The organism is Ancylobacter radicis (genome assembly GCF_018449475.1).
In the GTDB taxonomy this organism is placed as follows: domain Bacteria; phylum Pseudomonadota; class Alphaproteobacteria; order Rhizobiales; family Xanthobacteraceae; genus Ancylobacter; species Ancylobacter radicis.
Genome location: NZ_JAHCQH010000023.1, coordinates 84535 through 98035 on the forward strand (window position 1 = coordinate 84535; position 13501 = coordinate 98035).

At 69.2% G+C, this 13501-nt stretch carries 14 protein-coding genes; 8 read left to right on the forward strand and 6 right to left on the reverse strand.

The window, feature by feature from the left end; genetic code table 11:
- Positions 1-148: 148 nt before the first annotated feature.
- Positions 149-2143, reverse strand: coding sequence for a transketolase (gene tkt / locus KIP89_RS18870; RefSeq protein ID WP_213757142.1), 1995 nt, complete (start codon positions 2141-2143; stop codon positions 149-151).
- A 352-nt stretch (positions 2144-2495) separates the two neighbouring features.
- On the opposite strand from tkt, the gene KIP89_RS18875 reads away from it, so the two are divergent.
- The 3 genes from KIP89_RS18875 to KIP89_RS18885 all read left to right on the forward strand — a co-directional run bounded on the left by KIP89_RS18875 (position 2496) and on the right by KIP89_RS18885 (position 4086).
- Positions 2496-2789, forward strand: coding sequence for a DUF4164 domain-containing protein (locus tag KIP89_RS18875; protein ID WP_213757143.1), 294 nt, complete (start codon positions 2496-2498; stop codon positions 2787-2789).
- A gap of 10 nt (positions 2790-2799) precedes the next feature.
- Entirely contained in the window at positions 2800-3183 is a 384-nt protein-coding gene (locus KIP89_RS18880; protein ID WP_213757144.1) for a cell division protein ZapA, read from the forward strand.
- Positions 3184-3297: 114 nt separating this feature from the next.
- Positions 3298-4086, forward strand: a complete 789-nt coding sequence (locus KIP89_RS18885) for an inositol monophosphatase family protein (protein ID WP_213757145.1) — start codon at positions 3298-3300, stop codon at positions 4084-4086.
- 60 nt (positions 4087-4146) lie between these two features.
- Here the strand turns inward: KIP89_RS18885 and KIP89_RS18890 are convergent, their stop codons facing one another.
- Together KIP89_RS18890 and KIP89_RS18895 are read right to left on the reverse strand one after the other, a co-directional pair.
- Complete coding sequence (locus KIP89_RS18890; protein ID WP_213757146.1) at positions 4147-4713, reverse strand: cytochrome b; 567 nt, start codon at positions 4711-4713, stop codon at positions 4147-4149.
- Positions 4710-5837: a catalase family peroxidase gene (locus KIP89_RS18895; RefSeq protein ID WP_369808521.1), complete on the reverse strand. Its 1128-nt coding sequence runs from the start codon at positions 5835-5837 to the stop codon at positions 4710-4712. Before KIP89_RS18895 ends, KIP89_RS18890 begins: the two co-directional genes overlap by 4 nt.
- 487 nt (positions 5838-6324) lie before the next feature.
- Between KIP89_RS18895 and KIP89_RS18900 the strand changes: the two genes are divergently transcribed.
- From KIP89_RS18900 to KIP89_RS18910, 3 genes are read left to right on the forward strand one after another with little or no spacing between them, the layout of a single operon-like run.
- Positions 6325-7392: a flagellar motor protein MotA gene (locus KIP89_RS18900; protein WP_213757148.1), complete on the forward strand. Its 1068-nt coding sequence runs from the start codon at positions 6325-6327 to the stop codon at positions 7390-7392.
- Positions 7392-8426, forward strand: a complete 1035-nt coding sequence (locus KIP89_RS18905; RefSeq protein WP_213757149.1) for a peptidoglycan -binding protein — start codon at positions 7392-7394, stop codon at positions 8424-8426. Before KIP89_RS18900 ends, KIP89_RS18905 begins: the two co-directional genes overlap by 1 nt.
- Positions 8423-8905 carry a GNAT family N-acetyltransferase gene (locus tag KIP89_RS18910; protein WP_213757150.1) on the forward strand — a complete coding sequence of 161 codons (483 nt, stop codon included), beginning with the start codon at positions 8423-8425 and terminating at the stop codon, positions 8903-8905. The genes KIP89_RS18905 and KIP89_RS18910 overlap by 4 nt, the downstream gene beginning before the upstream one ends.
- A 39-nt stretch (positions 8906-8944) precedes the next feature.
- Here KIP89_RS18910 and KIP89_RS18915 read toward each other — a convergent pair whose 3' ends face one another.
- Positions 8945-10801: an ABC transporter transmembrane domain-containing protein gene (locus KIP89_RS18915; RefSeq protein ID WP_213757151.1), complete on the reverse strand. Its 1857-nt coding sequence runs from the start codon at positions 10799-10801 to the stop codon at positions 8945-8947.
- Between the two features lie 102 nt (positions 10802-10903).
- Here KIP89_RS18915 and rpmE point away from each other — a divergent pair, with 102 nt between their 5' ends.
- Positions 10904-11128 (forward strand): 50S ribosomal protein L31, encoded by a 225-nt coding sequence (gene rpmE / locus KIP89_RS18920; RefSeq protein WP_213757152.1) that lies wholly within the window; start codon positions 10904-10906, stop codon positions 11126-11128.
- A gap of 254 nt (positions 11129-11382) precedes the next feature.
- Here rpmE and KIP89_RS18925 read toward each other — a convergent pair whose 3' ends face one another.
- Both KIP89_RS18925 and KIP89_RS18930 read right to left on the reverse strand, forming a co-directional pair.
- A complete protein-coding gene (locus KIP89_RS18925) occupies positions 11383-11886 on the reverse strand; it encodes a DUF1465 family protein (RefSeq protein WP_213757153.1) in 504 nt (167 codons plus the stop codon).
- A gap of 273 nt (positions 11887-12159) precedes the next feature.
- Positions 12160-12363: a DUF1192 domain-containing protein gene (locus tag KIP89_RS18930; protein WP_213757154.1), complete on the reverse strand. Its 204-nt coding sequence runs from the start codon at positions 12361-12363 to the stop codon at positions 12160-12162.
- 109 nt (positions 12364-12472) lie between these two features.
- Here KIP89_RS18930 and KIP89_RS18935 point away from each other — a divergent pair, with 109 nt between their 5' ends.
- Positions 12473-13474 carry an NAD(P)H-quinone oxidoreductase gene (locus KIP89_RS18935; RefSeq protein ID WP_213757155.1) on the forward strand — a complete coding sequence of 334 codons (1002 nt, stop codon included), beginning with the start codon at positions 12473-12475 and terminating at the stop codon, positions 13472-13474.
- The last annotated feature ends 27 nt before the right edge of the window (positions 13475-13501 follow it).

Below are 13501 nucleotides of genomic sequence, written 5' to 3' on the forward strand. Positions count from 1 at the left end.
GCTTCTTCATGTCGAACCAACCGCGCGAAAGGGTCTTAGCGCGGCGAACGTTACGACACCAGCCGCGCATTTCGCCGCTGCCACCTGAGCGCGGAGCTGGCGCATTTTTCATGCGCCAGCCGCATAGCTTGCCACCCAGCGGGTGGGATCAGCCCTTCAGCCGGCTCAGCGCCGTGGCGACGACGCCTTCGACGGTGATGCCGAAATGGGCGAACACTTCCGGCGCCGGGCCGGAGGCGCCGAAGCCGTGCATGCCGACGAAGGCCGCGTCCGAACCGACGATGGCATCCCAGCCCTGACGGATCGCCGCTTCGATGGCGATCTTCACCGGCGCCTGGCCAACCACCTGCCGGCGGCTTTCCTCCGGCTGGTTGAGGAACAGCTCGAAGCTCGGCACCGAGACCACGCGGGTCGGGATGCCCTGCGATTCGAGCTGCTCGCGGGCGGCCACCGCCATCGAGACTTCCGAGCCGGAGGCAAACAGCGAGACCTTGGCCTCATCCGAGGCCGCGACCAGCTCATAGGCGCCGCGCGCGGTGAGGCACCGCTCGGTGCCGGCATCGGTGCGCAGCAGCGGCAGGTTCTGGCGGGTCAGCGCCAGCACGCTCGGGCCGGTCTTGTGCTCCAGCGCCAGCTTCCAGGCCTCGGCCGTCTCCACCGTGTCGCAGGGGCGGAAGACGAGCAGGTTCGGGATCGCCCGCAGCGCCGCGATCTGCTCGACCGGCTGGTGGGTCGGGCCGTCCTCGCCCACGCCGATCGAATCATGCGTGAACACATAGACGACGCGGATGCCCATCAGCGCCGCCATGCGGATCGCCGGGCGGCAATAGTCGGAGAACACCAGGAAGGTGCCGCCATAGGGGATGAAGCCGCCATGCAGGGTGATGCCGTTCATCGCCGCGGCCATGCCGTGCTCGCGGATGCCCCAGTTCACATAGCGGCCGTCATATTTCGGCGGCTCGACATAGACCGAGGTGGCCTTGGTCTTGGTGTTGTTGGAATGGGTGAGGTCGGCCGAGCCGCCCACCATTTCCGGCAGCGCCGCGGTGATCGCCTCCAGCGTGATCTCGGACGACTTGCGGGTGGCGACCGCGCCGCCATCGGCGCGCGCCTTGGCGATCACGCCGGCGACCGCCTCGCTGAACTTCGACGGCAGTTCGCCACGCAGGCGACGCTCGAACTCGCCGCGCTTCTCCATGTCGGCGGCGGACAGGCGCTCGTTCCACGCCTTGTGCGCTTGGCGCGAGCGCAGGCCAGCGAGGCGCCAGGCGTCGAGCACGTCGCTCGGAATGACGAAGGGGTCGTATTCCCAGCCCAGCGCCTGACGGGTGGCGGCGATCTCGGCGGCGCCGAGCGGGGTGCCGTGCACGCCGTTGGTGCCCTGCTTGTTCGGGGCGCCGAACCCGATCGTGGTGCGGCAGGCGATCAGCGAGGGCTTGTCGCTGGCCTTGGCGCGCTCGATGGCGGCGAGGATGGCGTCCGGGTCATGGCCGTCGATACGGGTGGCTTCCCAGCCCGAGGCCTCGAAGCGGGCGAGCTGGTCGGTCGCGACCGAGAGCGAGGTCGGGCCGTCAATGGTGATGTGGTTGTCGTCCCACATCACGATCAGCTTGTTCAGCTTCTGCCGGCCGGCGATCTCGATCGCCTCTTCCGAGAGGCCTTCCATAAGGCAGCCGTCGCCGGCGATCACATAGGTGTAGTGGTCGACGAGGTCCGAGCCGAACTGCGCGGCCAGCATCCGCTCGGCGAGCGCGAAGCCGACCGAGGTGGCGATGCCCTGGCCGAGCGGGCCGGTGGTCGTCTCGACGCCGACCGTGTGGCCGTATTCCGGGTGGCCGGGGGTGCGCGAGCCGAGCTGGCGGAAGTTCTTGATGTCGTCGATCGTCATCCCCTCATAGCCGGTGAGGTAGAGCAACGAATAGAGAAGCATCGAGCCGTGGCCGGCGGAGAGGATGAAGCGGTCGCGATCGGCCCAGTGCGGATCGGTCGGATCGAACTTCAGCACCTTGCCGAAGAGGACGGTGGCGACGTCGGCCATGCCCATCGGCATGCCGGGATGCCCGGAATTGGCAGCCTGGACGGCATCCATGGCGAGGGCCCGGATGGCGTTGGCCATGCGGTCGTGCTTTTCGCGGTTCGACATGAGGACCTATGTCTCCGAGGGAAATGCGTTGTCGTTTGGGCGAAGGGCTGGACGAGCGGATCAGGCGATGCGTTGCGATGTTCCAGGCGTCGTCATTGGCGGGCGCGCAGCCTGCCGCGGTGCGGGATCGGTCGCGCGGAGTGATAGCACCGCCCCGGCCGCTGTCAAAGCCGGCAGGCGCAGGAACGGTTGACGCCCTCGTGCCCCATGGGCTCAATGCTGACGGAATCACCTGCGAAATCGGCTGTCGGGCCAAAGGTATGATGGATCGCCTCGCGCGGGACCGTTCCCGCCGCCCGGAAGCCGACGCCGCGACGGAATAATCTTTGACGCCCGCCAACCCGGAATGCCGATGAACCCGCCCCCGACCCAGCCCGGCCCGCTTGAGGCCGCCCTGCGCCGCTTCGACGGCGCGGTCGACGCGCTGGAGGCGGCGGTCCAGCGCCGGCTGGAAGTCGAGCGCCAGGAAGCCGCGCTCGCCCAGCAGCTGCATATCATCGGCGCCGACCGCTCGCGCCTCGCCGATGCGCTCGATGGCGCGCAGGCCCGCGCCGAGCGGCTGGAAGGCGCCAATGACGAGGTCGCCCGCCGGCTCGGCAGCGCGATGGAAACCATTCGCGCGGTGCTCGCCGCGCAGCAGCGTTGAGAGGTCCGTCATGGCCCATGTGACCGTCACCATTGGCGGGCGTGCCTATCGCATGGCCTGCGACGACGGGCAGGAGGACCATCTCACCCGGCTCGGCGTCGAGGTCGATCAGCGCATCGACCAGCTCCGCGAGGCCTTTGGCGAGATCGGCGACCAGCGGCTCAGCGTCATGGCGGCGATCACGCTGGCCGACGAGCTGAGCGAGGCACGCCGGCGCCTGCGCGAGGCCGAGCAGGAGGCCGCTGCCGAGCGCGCCGGCCGCGAGGCCTCGTCCCGCCGGCTCGGCGAGGCGGAGGCGCAGCTTGCCGGCACCATCCTGTCCGCCGCCGAGCGGCTGGAGCGCCTCGCCCGCGAAGTCGGGCCCAGCCCGTCCGGTGGCGTCGGCATGGGCTGAGGGCGTCCGCCGGCCTGTTCCGGGACGGTTGCGCCGACTTGACGCCACGCGCGGGCGCGGGCAGAGGTGCGGATCAAACCCGCCGTCGCGCCGCCCAGTCCGAAAGAACCCGCCATGATCCGCTCCCCGCTGATGACCGTGATGGTCGCCGCCGTCCGCAAGGCGGGCCGCTCCCTCGTGCGCGATTTCGGCGAGGTCGAGAACCTTCAGGTCTCGATGAAGGGGCCGGCGGACTTCGTCTCCAATGCCGACCGCAAGGCCGAGCGCATCCTCCAGGAGGAGCTCACCAAGGCGCGGCCGAATTTCGGCTTCATCCTGGAGGAGGGCGGCGACATTGACGGGGCCGATGAGAGCCATCGCTGGATCATCGACCCGCTCGACGGCACCACCAATTTCCTGCACGGCATTCCGCTGTTCGCCGTCTCGGTCGGGCTGGCGCGCGACGGCGTCCCGGTCGCGGGCGTCATCTACAATCCGATCACCGACGAGATGTACATCGCCGAGAAGGGCGCCGGCGCCTTCCTGAATGATCGGCGCATCCGCGTCGCGGCGCGCCGCAGCCTTTCGGAATCGGTCATCTCCTGCGGCCTGCCGCATATGGGCCGCGGCGACTTCGCCCGGTTCGGCCGCGAATATGCCGCCATCGCCCCGCGCGTCTCGGGCCTGCGCCGCACCGGGGCGGCCGCGCTCGATCTCGCCTGGGTGGCGGCCGGCCGTTTCGACGGCTTCTGGGAGCGCGGCCTCAGCCCGTGGGACATGGCGGCCGGCATCGTCATCGTCCGCGAGGCCGGCGGCTATGTCAGTGATCTCGACGATGGCGACAAGATGCTTGCCAAGGGCGACATCATCGTCGGCAACGAGATCATCCGCCGCGACCTGCTGGCCATGCTGCGCAAGGCCTGAGGCTCACAAGGCCCGAGGTTCACAAGGCCCGAGGCTCACAAGATCTGAGGCTGCGCCGTTTCAGCGGCGCGGCGACGGCGGTGCGTCGTCCGCGCGCCCGACTGACGCCATGCTCTGGAACACCCCGTCGCGGAACACCAGCGCGTGCATCAGCGCGGCCGCCAGATGGGCCAGGAAGGTCGCGAACAGCGCCAGCGCCAGCGCCGTGTGGGCGGTCCTGAGCCAGGCGAAGACCATATCGTTCTGCGGCAGGATCGGCGGCAGTTCCAGCGCGCCATAGAGCACGATCGGATAGCCGCCCGCCGACAGCATGGCCCAGCCGACCAGCGGCACCGCGAACATCAGCGCATAGAGCAGCACATGCGAGCCATGGGCGGCGAGGCGCAGGATCGGCGGCATGTCGGCCGGCAGCGCCGGCGCCGGATGGATCAGGCGATTGACCAGCCGGACCGCCACCAGGATCAGGATCGCGACGCCCAGCGGGCGGTGGAGCGAGAGCAGCCAGTGATAATCGGCCAGCGACGCCACCATGCCGATGCCGATGAACAGCATGGCGAGGATCATCGCCGCCATCAGCCAGTGCAGCAGGCGCGAGACGGCCGGAAACCTGTGCGCGTTCATGGTCATGAGCCTTTCGCGGGCGTGGCAGCCGGCACGTTTTCCGGGATCTGGACCTCGCTGGGCGTCTTCGGCTCACCGGCACGCCGCGTGAACGAGGTCGAATAGGTCGCCGAGCGGGCGCTGAGCAGCGGATCGTCCGAGGGTTCGATGCCGTCCGGCAGCACCAGCGGATCGAAATTCACATCCCGGCAATTGCCGGGGCCCTCGGCCTCGACATGGTCGATGATGAGGGTGCCGACATCGACGCGCCGGCGTGTCTCCGGCCAGGGCAGGGTGGCGTCGGCGGTCACGTCGCCGGCCTCGCCGACCGTGACCATCAGACGCCACTGAACGGGCCCCTGCGCGATCCGCGCGATCAGCGCATCGAACAGATAGTTCGTGCCGGCGCTCCCGCCCTCGATGGGGGTCTGCGGCACGAAGGGGTCGCTCGCGGCCATCGACCAGCGCACCGGCGTCGAGGTGCCGGCCGCGTTCACCATACGGAATGCATCGAGGCTGTTGTAGCTGGCATCGGCGAAGCCGGTGGCGAACGGCCGCGCCCGGATCAGCGCGAGCGCCGCCGCGCTCTCGGGATGGGCGGCGAAGAAGGCCTGCAGGCGCGCCGGGTCGGGCTTTCCGGTTGCCGGATCGGGCGCCCCGGCCATCAGCAGCTCATAGAAATCCTGCGGGGTGCGGGCGGGAAAGACCGGAATGTCGTTCAGCCCGGTCCGCCATTCCTCGCCATTCTTCAGGCGGAACAGCAGCGCCAGGCTGCGCACCTGCGTCTCATTGTCGGGAATGAAGGGCTTGCCCACGGCCACCGCGAAACGCCCGATCACCGGGGTCGTCCCGGTCTCGAACACCGATGCCTTCGACAGGGCGACACCATTGCCGTTGCTCTCGAAGCGGCCGGCAATGCACACGCCCTTGGCGTGATTGCGCCGGAAGCCGGGGTGCACCCCGTTCACCGTCTGGAAGCCATCGACCAGACGGGACTGGGTTAGGCGGTCCGGCGAGAGGAAGCCGCCGACATAGGCGAAGGCGCCGACGATCGGCATGAGGACGGCGCCGATCGCGCACAGGCCGACAAGAACGCGCCGGCGGATCGGCCACAGACGGTAGCGCGCGCCCGGACTCTCGTTCGTTTCCACTGGCGACATCCTCCGTAACAGGCCGGCGCAGGCCCCATGGGTCAGCAATGGCGCCGTCGCGCGCCGGGAACCTGCACTAGGATGCTGATTTCATCTGGAGTAAATCATACAAACGTATGCTGTATTCTGGAGGGTGACGTAACGGTGATGAAAGTACAGGTTTTTTTGTGGCGTGAAGTATTTGCGGATTGGCACGAATAGTGTGGCCGCCGGCGTGAGTCTCGCCGGGCTTCCGTGCCGCTCACCGTCCCGCCCGGAAGACCCGCGCAGGAGAGGTGGAGGAGAGGGCCGGACCGTCCGCGGGAGGGCTTTCCCGGCGCCTTCGCGCCGCCCGCGCACCGATTGATCCAAGATCGTCCGCAAAGCGGCGGATCTCGGGTCAAGAAAGCCTTTCGGTCGCGTTTCATTTCCGGTGGGCTGTGGCATAGTCCGGCCGGAAACGGGCGGCATTTCCGGCGGTGTCGCGGCGAAGGAGACGGCCTCAGGCATGAACGCGACGGACCCCTTTCACAAACTTTCTTCGCCCCGCATCTTTCTGGTGCGGATGTTCATCTTCGTGCTGCTGTGCGTCGCGCTCGCCTCCATCCTGCATGAGCAGATCTGGCAGGCCTTCCTCAACAATCCCGGACTGAACGGCGTCATCTTCGGCGTGCTGTTCATCGGCACCGTCTTCGCCTTCCGGCAGGTCATCCGCCTGCTGCCCGAGGTCGAGTGGGTCAACGGCTTCCGCGTCGTCGATCCCGGCCTCGAAGTGCGGCGCACGCCCCGCCTGCTGGCGCCGATGGCGTCGCTGCTCGGGGACCGCGTCGGGCGCATGTCGATCTCGCAGGCGACGATGCGCGGCATCCTCGAATCGATCGGCACACGGCTGGACGAGGCGCGCGACCTGCTGCGCTATCTCACCGGCCTGCTGGTCTTCCTCGGCCTGCTCGGCACCTTCTGGGGCCTTCTGGAGACGGTCGGCTCGATCAGCCGGGTCATCGGCTCGCTCAATGTCGGGCCGGAATCCGGTTCGGTGCTGGACACGATGAAGACCGGCCTTGCCGCCCCGCTCGGCGGCATGGGCATCGCCTTCTCCTCCTCGCTGTTCGGCCTTGCCGGCTCGCTGGTGCTCGGCTTCCTCGACCTTCAGGCCGGGCAGGCGCAGAACCGCTTCTATACCGATCTTGAGGACTGGCTCTCCACCACGGTGGAGGATCTCGGCCATGAGGCGGGCGCGCGGCCCCGGATGGTGCCCGCCCCGGTGCCGGTGCCCGCGACCTATGTGCCGCCCCCCGCCGCCGCGCCGCTGCCGGCGCCCGGCGCCCTGCTGCCGCCGCCCGATCTCGCCCAGCTTACCGAGGCGATCTCGCGGCTCGACCGCACCATGACGGAAGCCGGCTCGCAGCGCGTGACCACCGCCATGGCACATCTGGCCGAGAGCCTTCAGGGCCTCGTCCAGCATATGCGCTCCGAGCAGCAGATGGTGCGCGACTGGGTGGAGGCGCAGGCCGAGCAGCAGAAGGAAATCAAGAAGCTGCTGGAACGCCTCGCCGCTGACCGCGAGAGCGCCTGATGGCTCTGGGACGCTCCCGCCGCGGCGATCGCACGATCGACTATTGGCCCGGCTTCGTCGACGCGCTGTCGACCCTGCTGCTGGTCTTCGTCTTCCTGCTCACCGTCTTCGTGCTCGCGCAATTCGTGCTGACGCAGGAGATCGGCTCGAAGGACGACGCCATGTCGCGGCTGCAGGCGCAGATCCGCGAGCTGACCAATCTGCTGGCGCTGGAGCGCGCCAACGACGCCGACAGCGAGAGCCAGATGGGCGCGCTGCGCGCCAGCCTCGCCCAGCTCGAGCAGGAGCGCGACGTGCTGCGCGAGGCGGCGACCGCCGTCGCCAGCCCCGAGGAAATCGCCGAGGCGGAAAAGCGCGCCGCCGCACTCGCCCGCCAGCTCGGCAGCGAGCAGGACGCGACCGCGCAGGCCGCCGCCCAGATCGCCATCCTCAACCAGCAGATCTCCGCGCTGCGCCGGCAGATCGCGGCGCTGGAAGAGGCTCTGGCGATCACCGAGCAGAAGGACAAGGAGAGCCAGTCGCGGCTCGCCGATCTCGGGCGCCGGCTCAATGTGGCGCTGGCCCAGCGGGTGCAGGAACTGACGCGCTACCGCTCCGAATTCTTCGGCCGGCTGAGCGCCATTCTTGGCAACCGGCCGGGGATCCGCGTGGTCGGCGACCGCTTCGTCTTCCAGTCGGAAATCCTGTTCGACCGGGCCTCGGCCTATATGCGGCCGGATGCGCTGCCCGCGCTCGACGATATCGCCCGCGCGGTGGCCGAGCTGGAGCGCGAGATTCCGTCGGATATCGCCTGGGTATTGCGGGTCGACGGCCATACTGACGACCGGCCGATCCAGACCCCGCAATTCCCGTCCAACTGGGAACTCTCGGCGGCCCGCGCCATCGCCGTGGTGCAGTATCTGGTGAGCAAGGGCATCGAGCCCCGCCACCTCGTCGCCGCCGGCTTCGGCGAGTACCAGCCGATCGACGGCTCGGGCACCGACGAGGCGCGCGACCGCAACCGCCGCATCGAGCTGAAGCTCACCGAGCGATGAACCCGCCCGCCGCCCCCGAACTGGTGAGTTTCGCCTGGGGGCGGATGCCGGCGCTGACCGATCTGTGGGTCGAGGCCTGGCAGGAGGCGATGCCGGAGATCGATTTCGAGGCGCGGCGCGGCTGGCTGTGCCACCGCATCGGCGCGCTGGTGGACGAGGGTGCGGTGATCTGGGTTGCCTGTGTCCCGGCCTCGGACGGCGGGCCGCAGACGCCGCTCGGCTTCATCACCGTGCAGCCGAAGACCGGCTATGTCGACCAGCTTGTCGTGCATCCCGATCATTGGGGCGCCGGCATCGCCCGCCAGCTCCTCGCCGCCGCCGCCGCGCAGACCAGGCGCCCGCTCGCCCTCGACGTGAACGAGGAAAACGAACGCGCCGTGCGCTTCTACGAGAAGGCCGGCTTCGCCGTCACCGGCCATGGCGTGAACCCCACCTCCGGCCGCCCGACCCTGCGCATGGAGCGGGCATCGGAGCGGTGAGGCGGGCAAGGCGGACTGAACGTGCCGGGAGGGGTCGTTCTACCCGTCCTTGCCCTCGCCGAATTGCAGCGCCGCGAGGCGGGCATAGAGGCCGCCGCGCGCGACCAGGCTGGCATGGGTGCCTTCCTCGACAATGCGCCCGCGCTCCATCACCAGGATGCGGTCGGCGGACAGCACGGTGGAGAGGCGGTGGGCGATGACCAGCGTGGTGCGGCCCTCCATCGAGCGGTCGAGCGCCTGCTGCACCAGCGTCTCGCTTTCCGCGTCGAGCGCGGAGGTGGCCTCGTCGAGCAGCAGGATCGGCGCCCGGCGCAGGATCGCGCGGGCAATGGCGAGGCGCTGGCGCTGGCCGCCCGAGAGCGTCACCCCGCGCTCGCCGACCGGCGTGTCCCAGCCCTCCGGCAGGCGGGCGACGAACTCGTCGGCCAGCGCCAGGCGCCCGGCCTCCTCGACCTCGTCATCGCTCGCCTGCGGCCGGCCGAGGCGTATGTTCTCGCGGATCGAGGCGGCGAAGATCGCCACATCCTGCGGCACCAGCGCGATGCGCGCGCGCACCGATTCCGGCTCGGCCTGCGCGATGTCGGTGCCGTCGACCGCGATATGGCCGCTGGTCGGGTCGTAGAAGCGCAGCAGGAGCTGGAACAGCGTGCTCTTGCCGGCGCCCGAGGGGCCGACAATGGCCACCCGCTCGCCCGCCCGCACGGTGAAGCTCACGGCGTCGAGCGCCGGCAGGTCGGGCCGGCCGGGATAGGCGAAGCCGACCGCGCTGAAGCTCACCTCGCCGCGTGCCGGTTCCGGCAGGGCGAGCGGCTCGGTGGGCGTCACCACCGCCGGGCGCTCCTGAAGCAGTTCGGCGATCCGCTCGGTGGCGCCGGCGGCCTGCGAGATCTCGCCCCACACCTCGCCGAGCTGGCCGAGTCCGCTTGCCGCCAGCACGGCGTAGAGCACAAACTGGCCGAGCGTGCCCGCGCTCATCGTGCCGTCGAGCACTGCATTGGCGCCGGCCCAGAGAATGCCGACCACGCTGGCGAAGACCAGGAAGATGCCGACGCCGGTGAGCAGGGCGCGGGCGCGCACGGCATCGCGGGCCGAATCGAAGGCGTGCTCCACCTCGCCGGAGAACCGCGCCGCGGCGGCGCGCTCGGCGGTGTTGGCCTGTAGCGCCCGCACCGCGCCGATTGCTTCGGCGGCATAGGCGGAAGCCTCGGCCAGCGTGTCCTGCGCCCCGCGCGAGCGTTTGCGCACGCCGCGCCCGGCGCCGATCAGCACCGCGACGATGAGCGGAATGGCGATCAGCAGCGCCGCCGAGAGCCAGGGGCTGGTCACCACCATCATCACCGCCGCGCCGAAGAACAGCACGATGTTGCGCAGCGCGATGGAGGCGGAGGCGCCGACCGTCGACTTGATCTGCGTCGTGTCGGCGGTGAGCCGGGAGATCAGCTCGCCGGATTTGGCGCCGTCATAGAAGCGCCCGTCCAGCGTCAGCAGATGGGCGAAGACCTGCGCGCGCAGATCGGCGACGATCCGCTCGCCCAGCGTCATGACGAGGAAGTAGCGCGCCGCCGAGGCCAGCGAGAGCACGGCGACGACGCCGATCATCACCGCGAAATAGCGGTTGATGAATCCGGCATGGTCAGCGTCGAATCCGAAGTCGATCATCCGCCGCACGGCGATCGGCACCACCAGCGTCGCCAGCGCGGCGACGATGAGCGCGACCAGCGCGGCGGCCGCCCGGCCGCGATAGCGGCAGATATGCGGCCACAGCGCCATCAGCGGCTTGAGACGCGGGCTGCGGGCTGGGGCGGGGGTCGACAAGGGAGCGGACAAGGCGGCGGCACTCTCTGGCGTCTGGGCTGTTTCCACGGGCAGGCGAGGGGCGGCTTGTGTCACAGTCATGTCTCGGTTATAGAGCCGCTCGGATTTCCGGCAGGATCGTTTAATGAGATCGCCGCGTGGCTCCCGCAAGGGGCCGGCCGTGCGGCGGCGAGGATGCACCCGATGAAGAGCAACATCCATCCCGACTACCACTTCGTGAAGGTGGTGATGACGGACGGCACCGAGTACACGACGCGCACGACCTGGGGCAAGGAGGGCGACGTCCTCCAGCTCGACATCGACGCGAAGTCCCATCCCGCCTGGACCGGTGGTACGGGCCAGCTGCTCGACCGCGCGGGCCGCGTGTCGAAGTTCCAGAAGAAGTTCGCCGGCTTCCTCAAGGCCTGATTGGCCGCGATGGAACGGGGCTCCCGCGAGGGCGCCCCGGCGTGACGATCTTCCGCAAACCCTCGCCCCGGCACGGCCGCGGCGGGGGTTTTCGCTTGTCCGCACGGGGGCGCGTCGTAGGTCCGAAGGCTGTGGCTGAAGGGCTTTCGCGCGGTCTATTTGCGCGCGGTCCATGGGTCGCGCCGGTGCATGCTTCGCGGCGGTGCCGGGGGGCTTGATCGGTCGTCGCTGCGTCCCTCGCCGCGCCGGCCCGCTCAGTGCCGCTCGAAGGCCGAGCGCAGGCGGCCCAGATGCGTGGCCACGGCGTTGGGCCGGGCTTCCTCGCCGGCGCTGATGGCGGCGTCGAACTGGGCGATCTGGCGTTGCAGCTCGTGGCTGCGGCGGATCAGCGCGATCAGTTCGTCCGGCAGCAGCGCCTCCTGCGCCTCATCGGGCGCGGCGCCCTTGAGGTCGATCTTGACGCGCTCGCGCGAGGCCGTCTGCTGGGACATTTCGCCTTCCGCCACCGCCCGCTGGAGCAGCAGCCAGGAGGCAAGCTGCATCAGCCTTGTGGACAGGTGCATGCTCTGCTGGGCATAGGCGGCGAGCGCGGCGCGGGAGAGTTCGCGGCTGGCCTGCCGGCCTTCGCCATCGAGATAGGCGGCGGCGTCCTCGACCAGCCTCATGCCCTGCTGGAACAGCGCGGCGAAAGCCGGCGAGGCCATGCGACGCTCGGCGAGCCTGATCGGCTCATCGCCCTTGCCGTCTGCTCTTTCCATGACGCCCGACCTGTCTGCTGCCTTGCTGCGCCGCGTGGCCGTCCGGCCCCCGCTCGATACCGCGAGATGGGGCCAATGACAGCCGATGATGGCACAGGATGGGCGAAAAACCGGGCGAAAAAAGAGCCGCCCAGAGGCGGCTCTAAAGTCTAGACAGGGATGCGTCAAACAGAGTGGACAGGGCCACTCACGGTCGAAATGGACCATGCACAGTAATAGATCGGAAAGCTTAATGGACGGTTAAGAAGGGCCCGTCCCGCCCTATGCAGGGCCTCACCGCTTGAAGAAGTTCTCCGCCGCCATGCGGGAGGCGCGCTTGGCCGCGAGCGCGCTTTTCAGCCGCTCGATCTCGCCTTCCAGCAGGGCGATGCGTTCCTCGATCTCGGTCTCGGACAGTGCCGAGAGGTCGCCACCCACCTCGTGGCCGGCCGGTTTGATCTTCGGCAGGATGCCGAACGGATCGTCGTCGAGAGCCATGGCGTGTCTCCTCTTGCTGCCGGGCAATCTAGGAGAGGGCGGTCCCGGTTGCCAGTGCGCCCGGCTTGACCTACGTAGCCTCAACCATCGACCACGCGAGGGACGCACCGTGACCGATCTGCCCGCCACCATGACCGCCATCGGCCTGCCCACCCCCGGCGGCCCCGAGGCCCTGGTTCCCGAGCAGCGGCCGGTCCCCATGCCCGGCAAGGGCGAAATCCTCGTCAAGGTCGCTGCCGCCGGCGTCAACCGGCCGGATGTGATGCAGCGCAAGGGGCTCTATCCGCCGCCGCCCGGCGCGCCGGACATTCCCGGCCTGGAGATTTCCGGCGAAGTGGTGGCGCTGGGCGAGGGCGTGAGCCGCTTTGCCCTCGGCGACAAGGTGTGCGCGCTGGTGTCCGGCGGCGGCTATGCGCAGTATTGCGTTGCCGATGAGGGCTCGACCCTGCCGGTGCCCAAGGGCCTGTCCATGGTGGAAGCGGCCGCGCTGCCGGAAACCTTCTTCACTGTCTGGACCAATGTGTTCGATCTCGCCGGCCTCAAGGCGGGGGAGAACTTCCTCGTCCATGGCGGCACCTCCGGCATCGGCACCACGGCGATCCAGCTCGCCAAGGCGTTCGGCGCGACGGTGTTCACAACCGCCGGCAGCGCCGGGAAGTGCGAGGTCTGCCGCTCGCTCGGCGCCGATGTCGCGATCGACTACAAGACCGAGGACTTCGTCGCCGTGGTGAAGGAAAAGAGCGGCGGCAAGGGCGCCCATGTCATCCTCGACATGGTCGGCGGCTCCTATATCGCCCGCAATTACGAGGCGGCCTCGCCGCTGGGGCGAATCGTGCAGATCGCCTTCATGGAAGGCTCCAAGGTGCAGATCGACTATATGCGGCTGATGCTGAAGCGCCTGTCGCATATGGGTTCGACCCTGCGCTCGCGCCCCAAGGCCGAGAAGGCCGCCATCGCCGCTTCGCTGGTTGAGAAGGTGTGGCCGCTGATCGAGGCCGGCACGGTCCGCCCGGTGATGGACCAGACCTTCCCGCTGGAAGAGGCGAGCCGCGCCCATGCCCGCATGGAAACCAGCGCCCATATCGGCAAGATCATGCTGAGCGTGGGGTGACGGGCGCCCCGCGCGCCGTCGCGGACA

Bases quoted from the DNA above. Each gene is read 5' to 3' on its own strand.
- tkt (WP_213757142.1), bottom strand. From the start codon at position 2,143: ATGTCGAACCGCGAAAAGCACGACCGCATGGCCAACGCCATCCGGGCC.
- KIP89_RS18875 (WP_213757143.1), top strand. From the start codon at position 2,496: ATGAACCCGCCCCCGACCCAGCCCGGCCCGCTTGAGGCCGCCCTGCGC.
- KIP89_RS18880 (WP_213757144.1), top strand. From the start codon at position 2,800: ATGGCCCATGTGACCGTCACCATTGGCGGGCGTGCCTATCGCATGGCC.
- KIP89_RS18885 (WP_213757145.1), top strand. From the start codon at position 3,298: ATGATCCGCTCCCCGCTGATGACCGTGATGGTCGCCGCCGTCCGCAAG.
- KIP89_RS18890 (WP_213757146.1), bottom strand. From the start codon at position 4,713: ATGACCATGAACGCGCACAGGTTTCCGGCCGTCTCGCGCCTGCTGCAC.
- KIP89_RS18900 (WP_213757148.1), top strand. From the start codon at position 6,325: ATGAACGCGACGGACCCCTTTCACAAACTTTCTTCGCCCCGCATCTTT.
- KIP89_RS18905 (WP_213757149.1), top strand. From the start codon at position 7,392: ATGGCTCTGGGACGCTCCCGCCGCGGCGATCGCACGATCGACTATTGG.
- KIP89_RS18910 (WP_213757150.1), top strand. From the start codon at position 8,423: ATGAACCCGCCCGCCGCCCCCGAACTGGTGAGTTTCGCCTGGGGGCGG.
- KIP89_RS18915 (WP_213757151.1), bottom strand. From the start codon at position 10,801: ATGACTGTGACACAAGCCGCCCCTCGCCTGCCCGTGGAAACAGCCCAG.
- rpmE (WP_213757152.1), top strand. From the start codon at position 10,904: ATGAAGAGCAACATCCATCCCGACTACCACTTCGTGAAGGTGGTGATG.
- KIP89_RS18925 (WP_213757153.1), bottom strand. From the start codon at position 11,886: ATGGAAAGAGCAGACGGCAAGGGCGATGAGCCGATCAGGCTCGCCGAG.
- KIP89_RS18930 (WP_213757154.1), bottom strand. From the start codon at position 12,363: ATGGCTCTCGACGACGATCCGTTCGGCATCCTGCCGAAGATCAAACCG.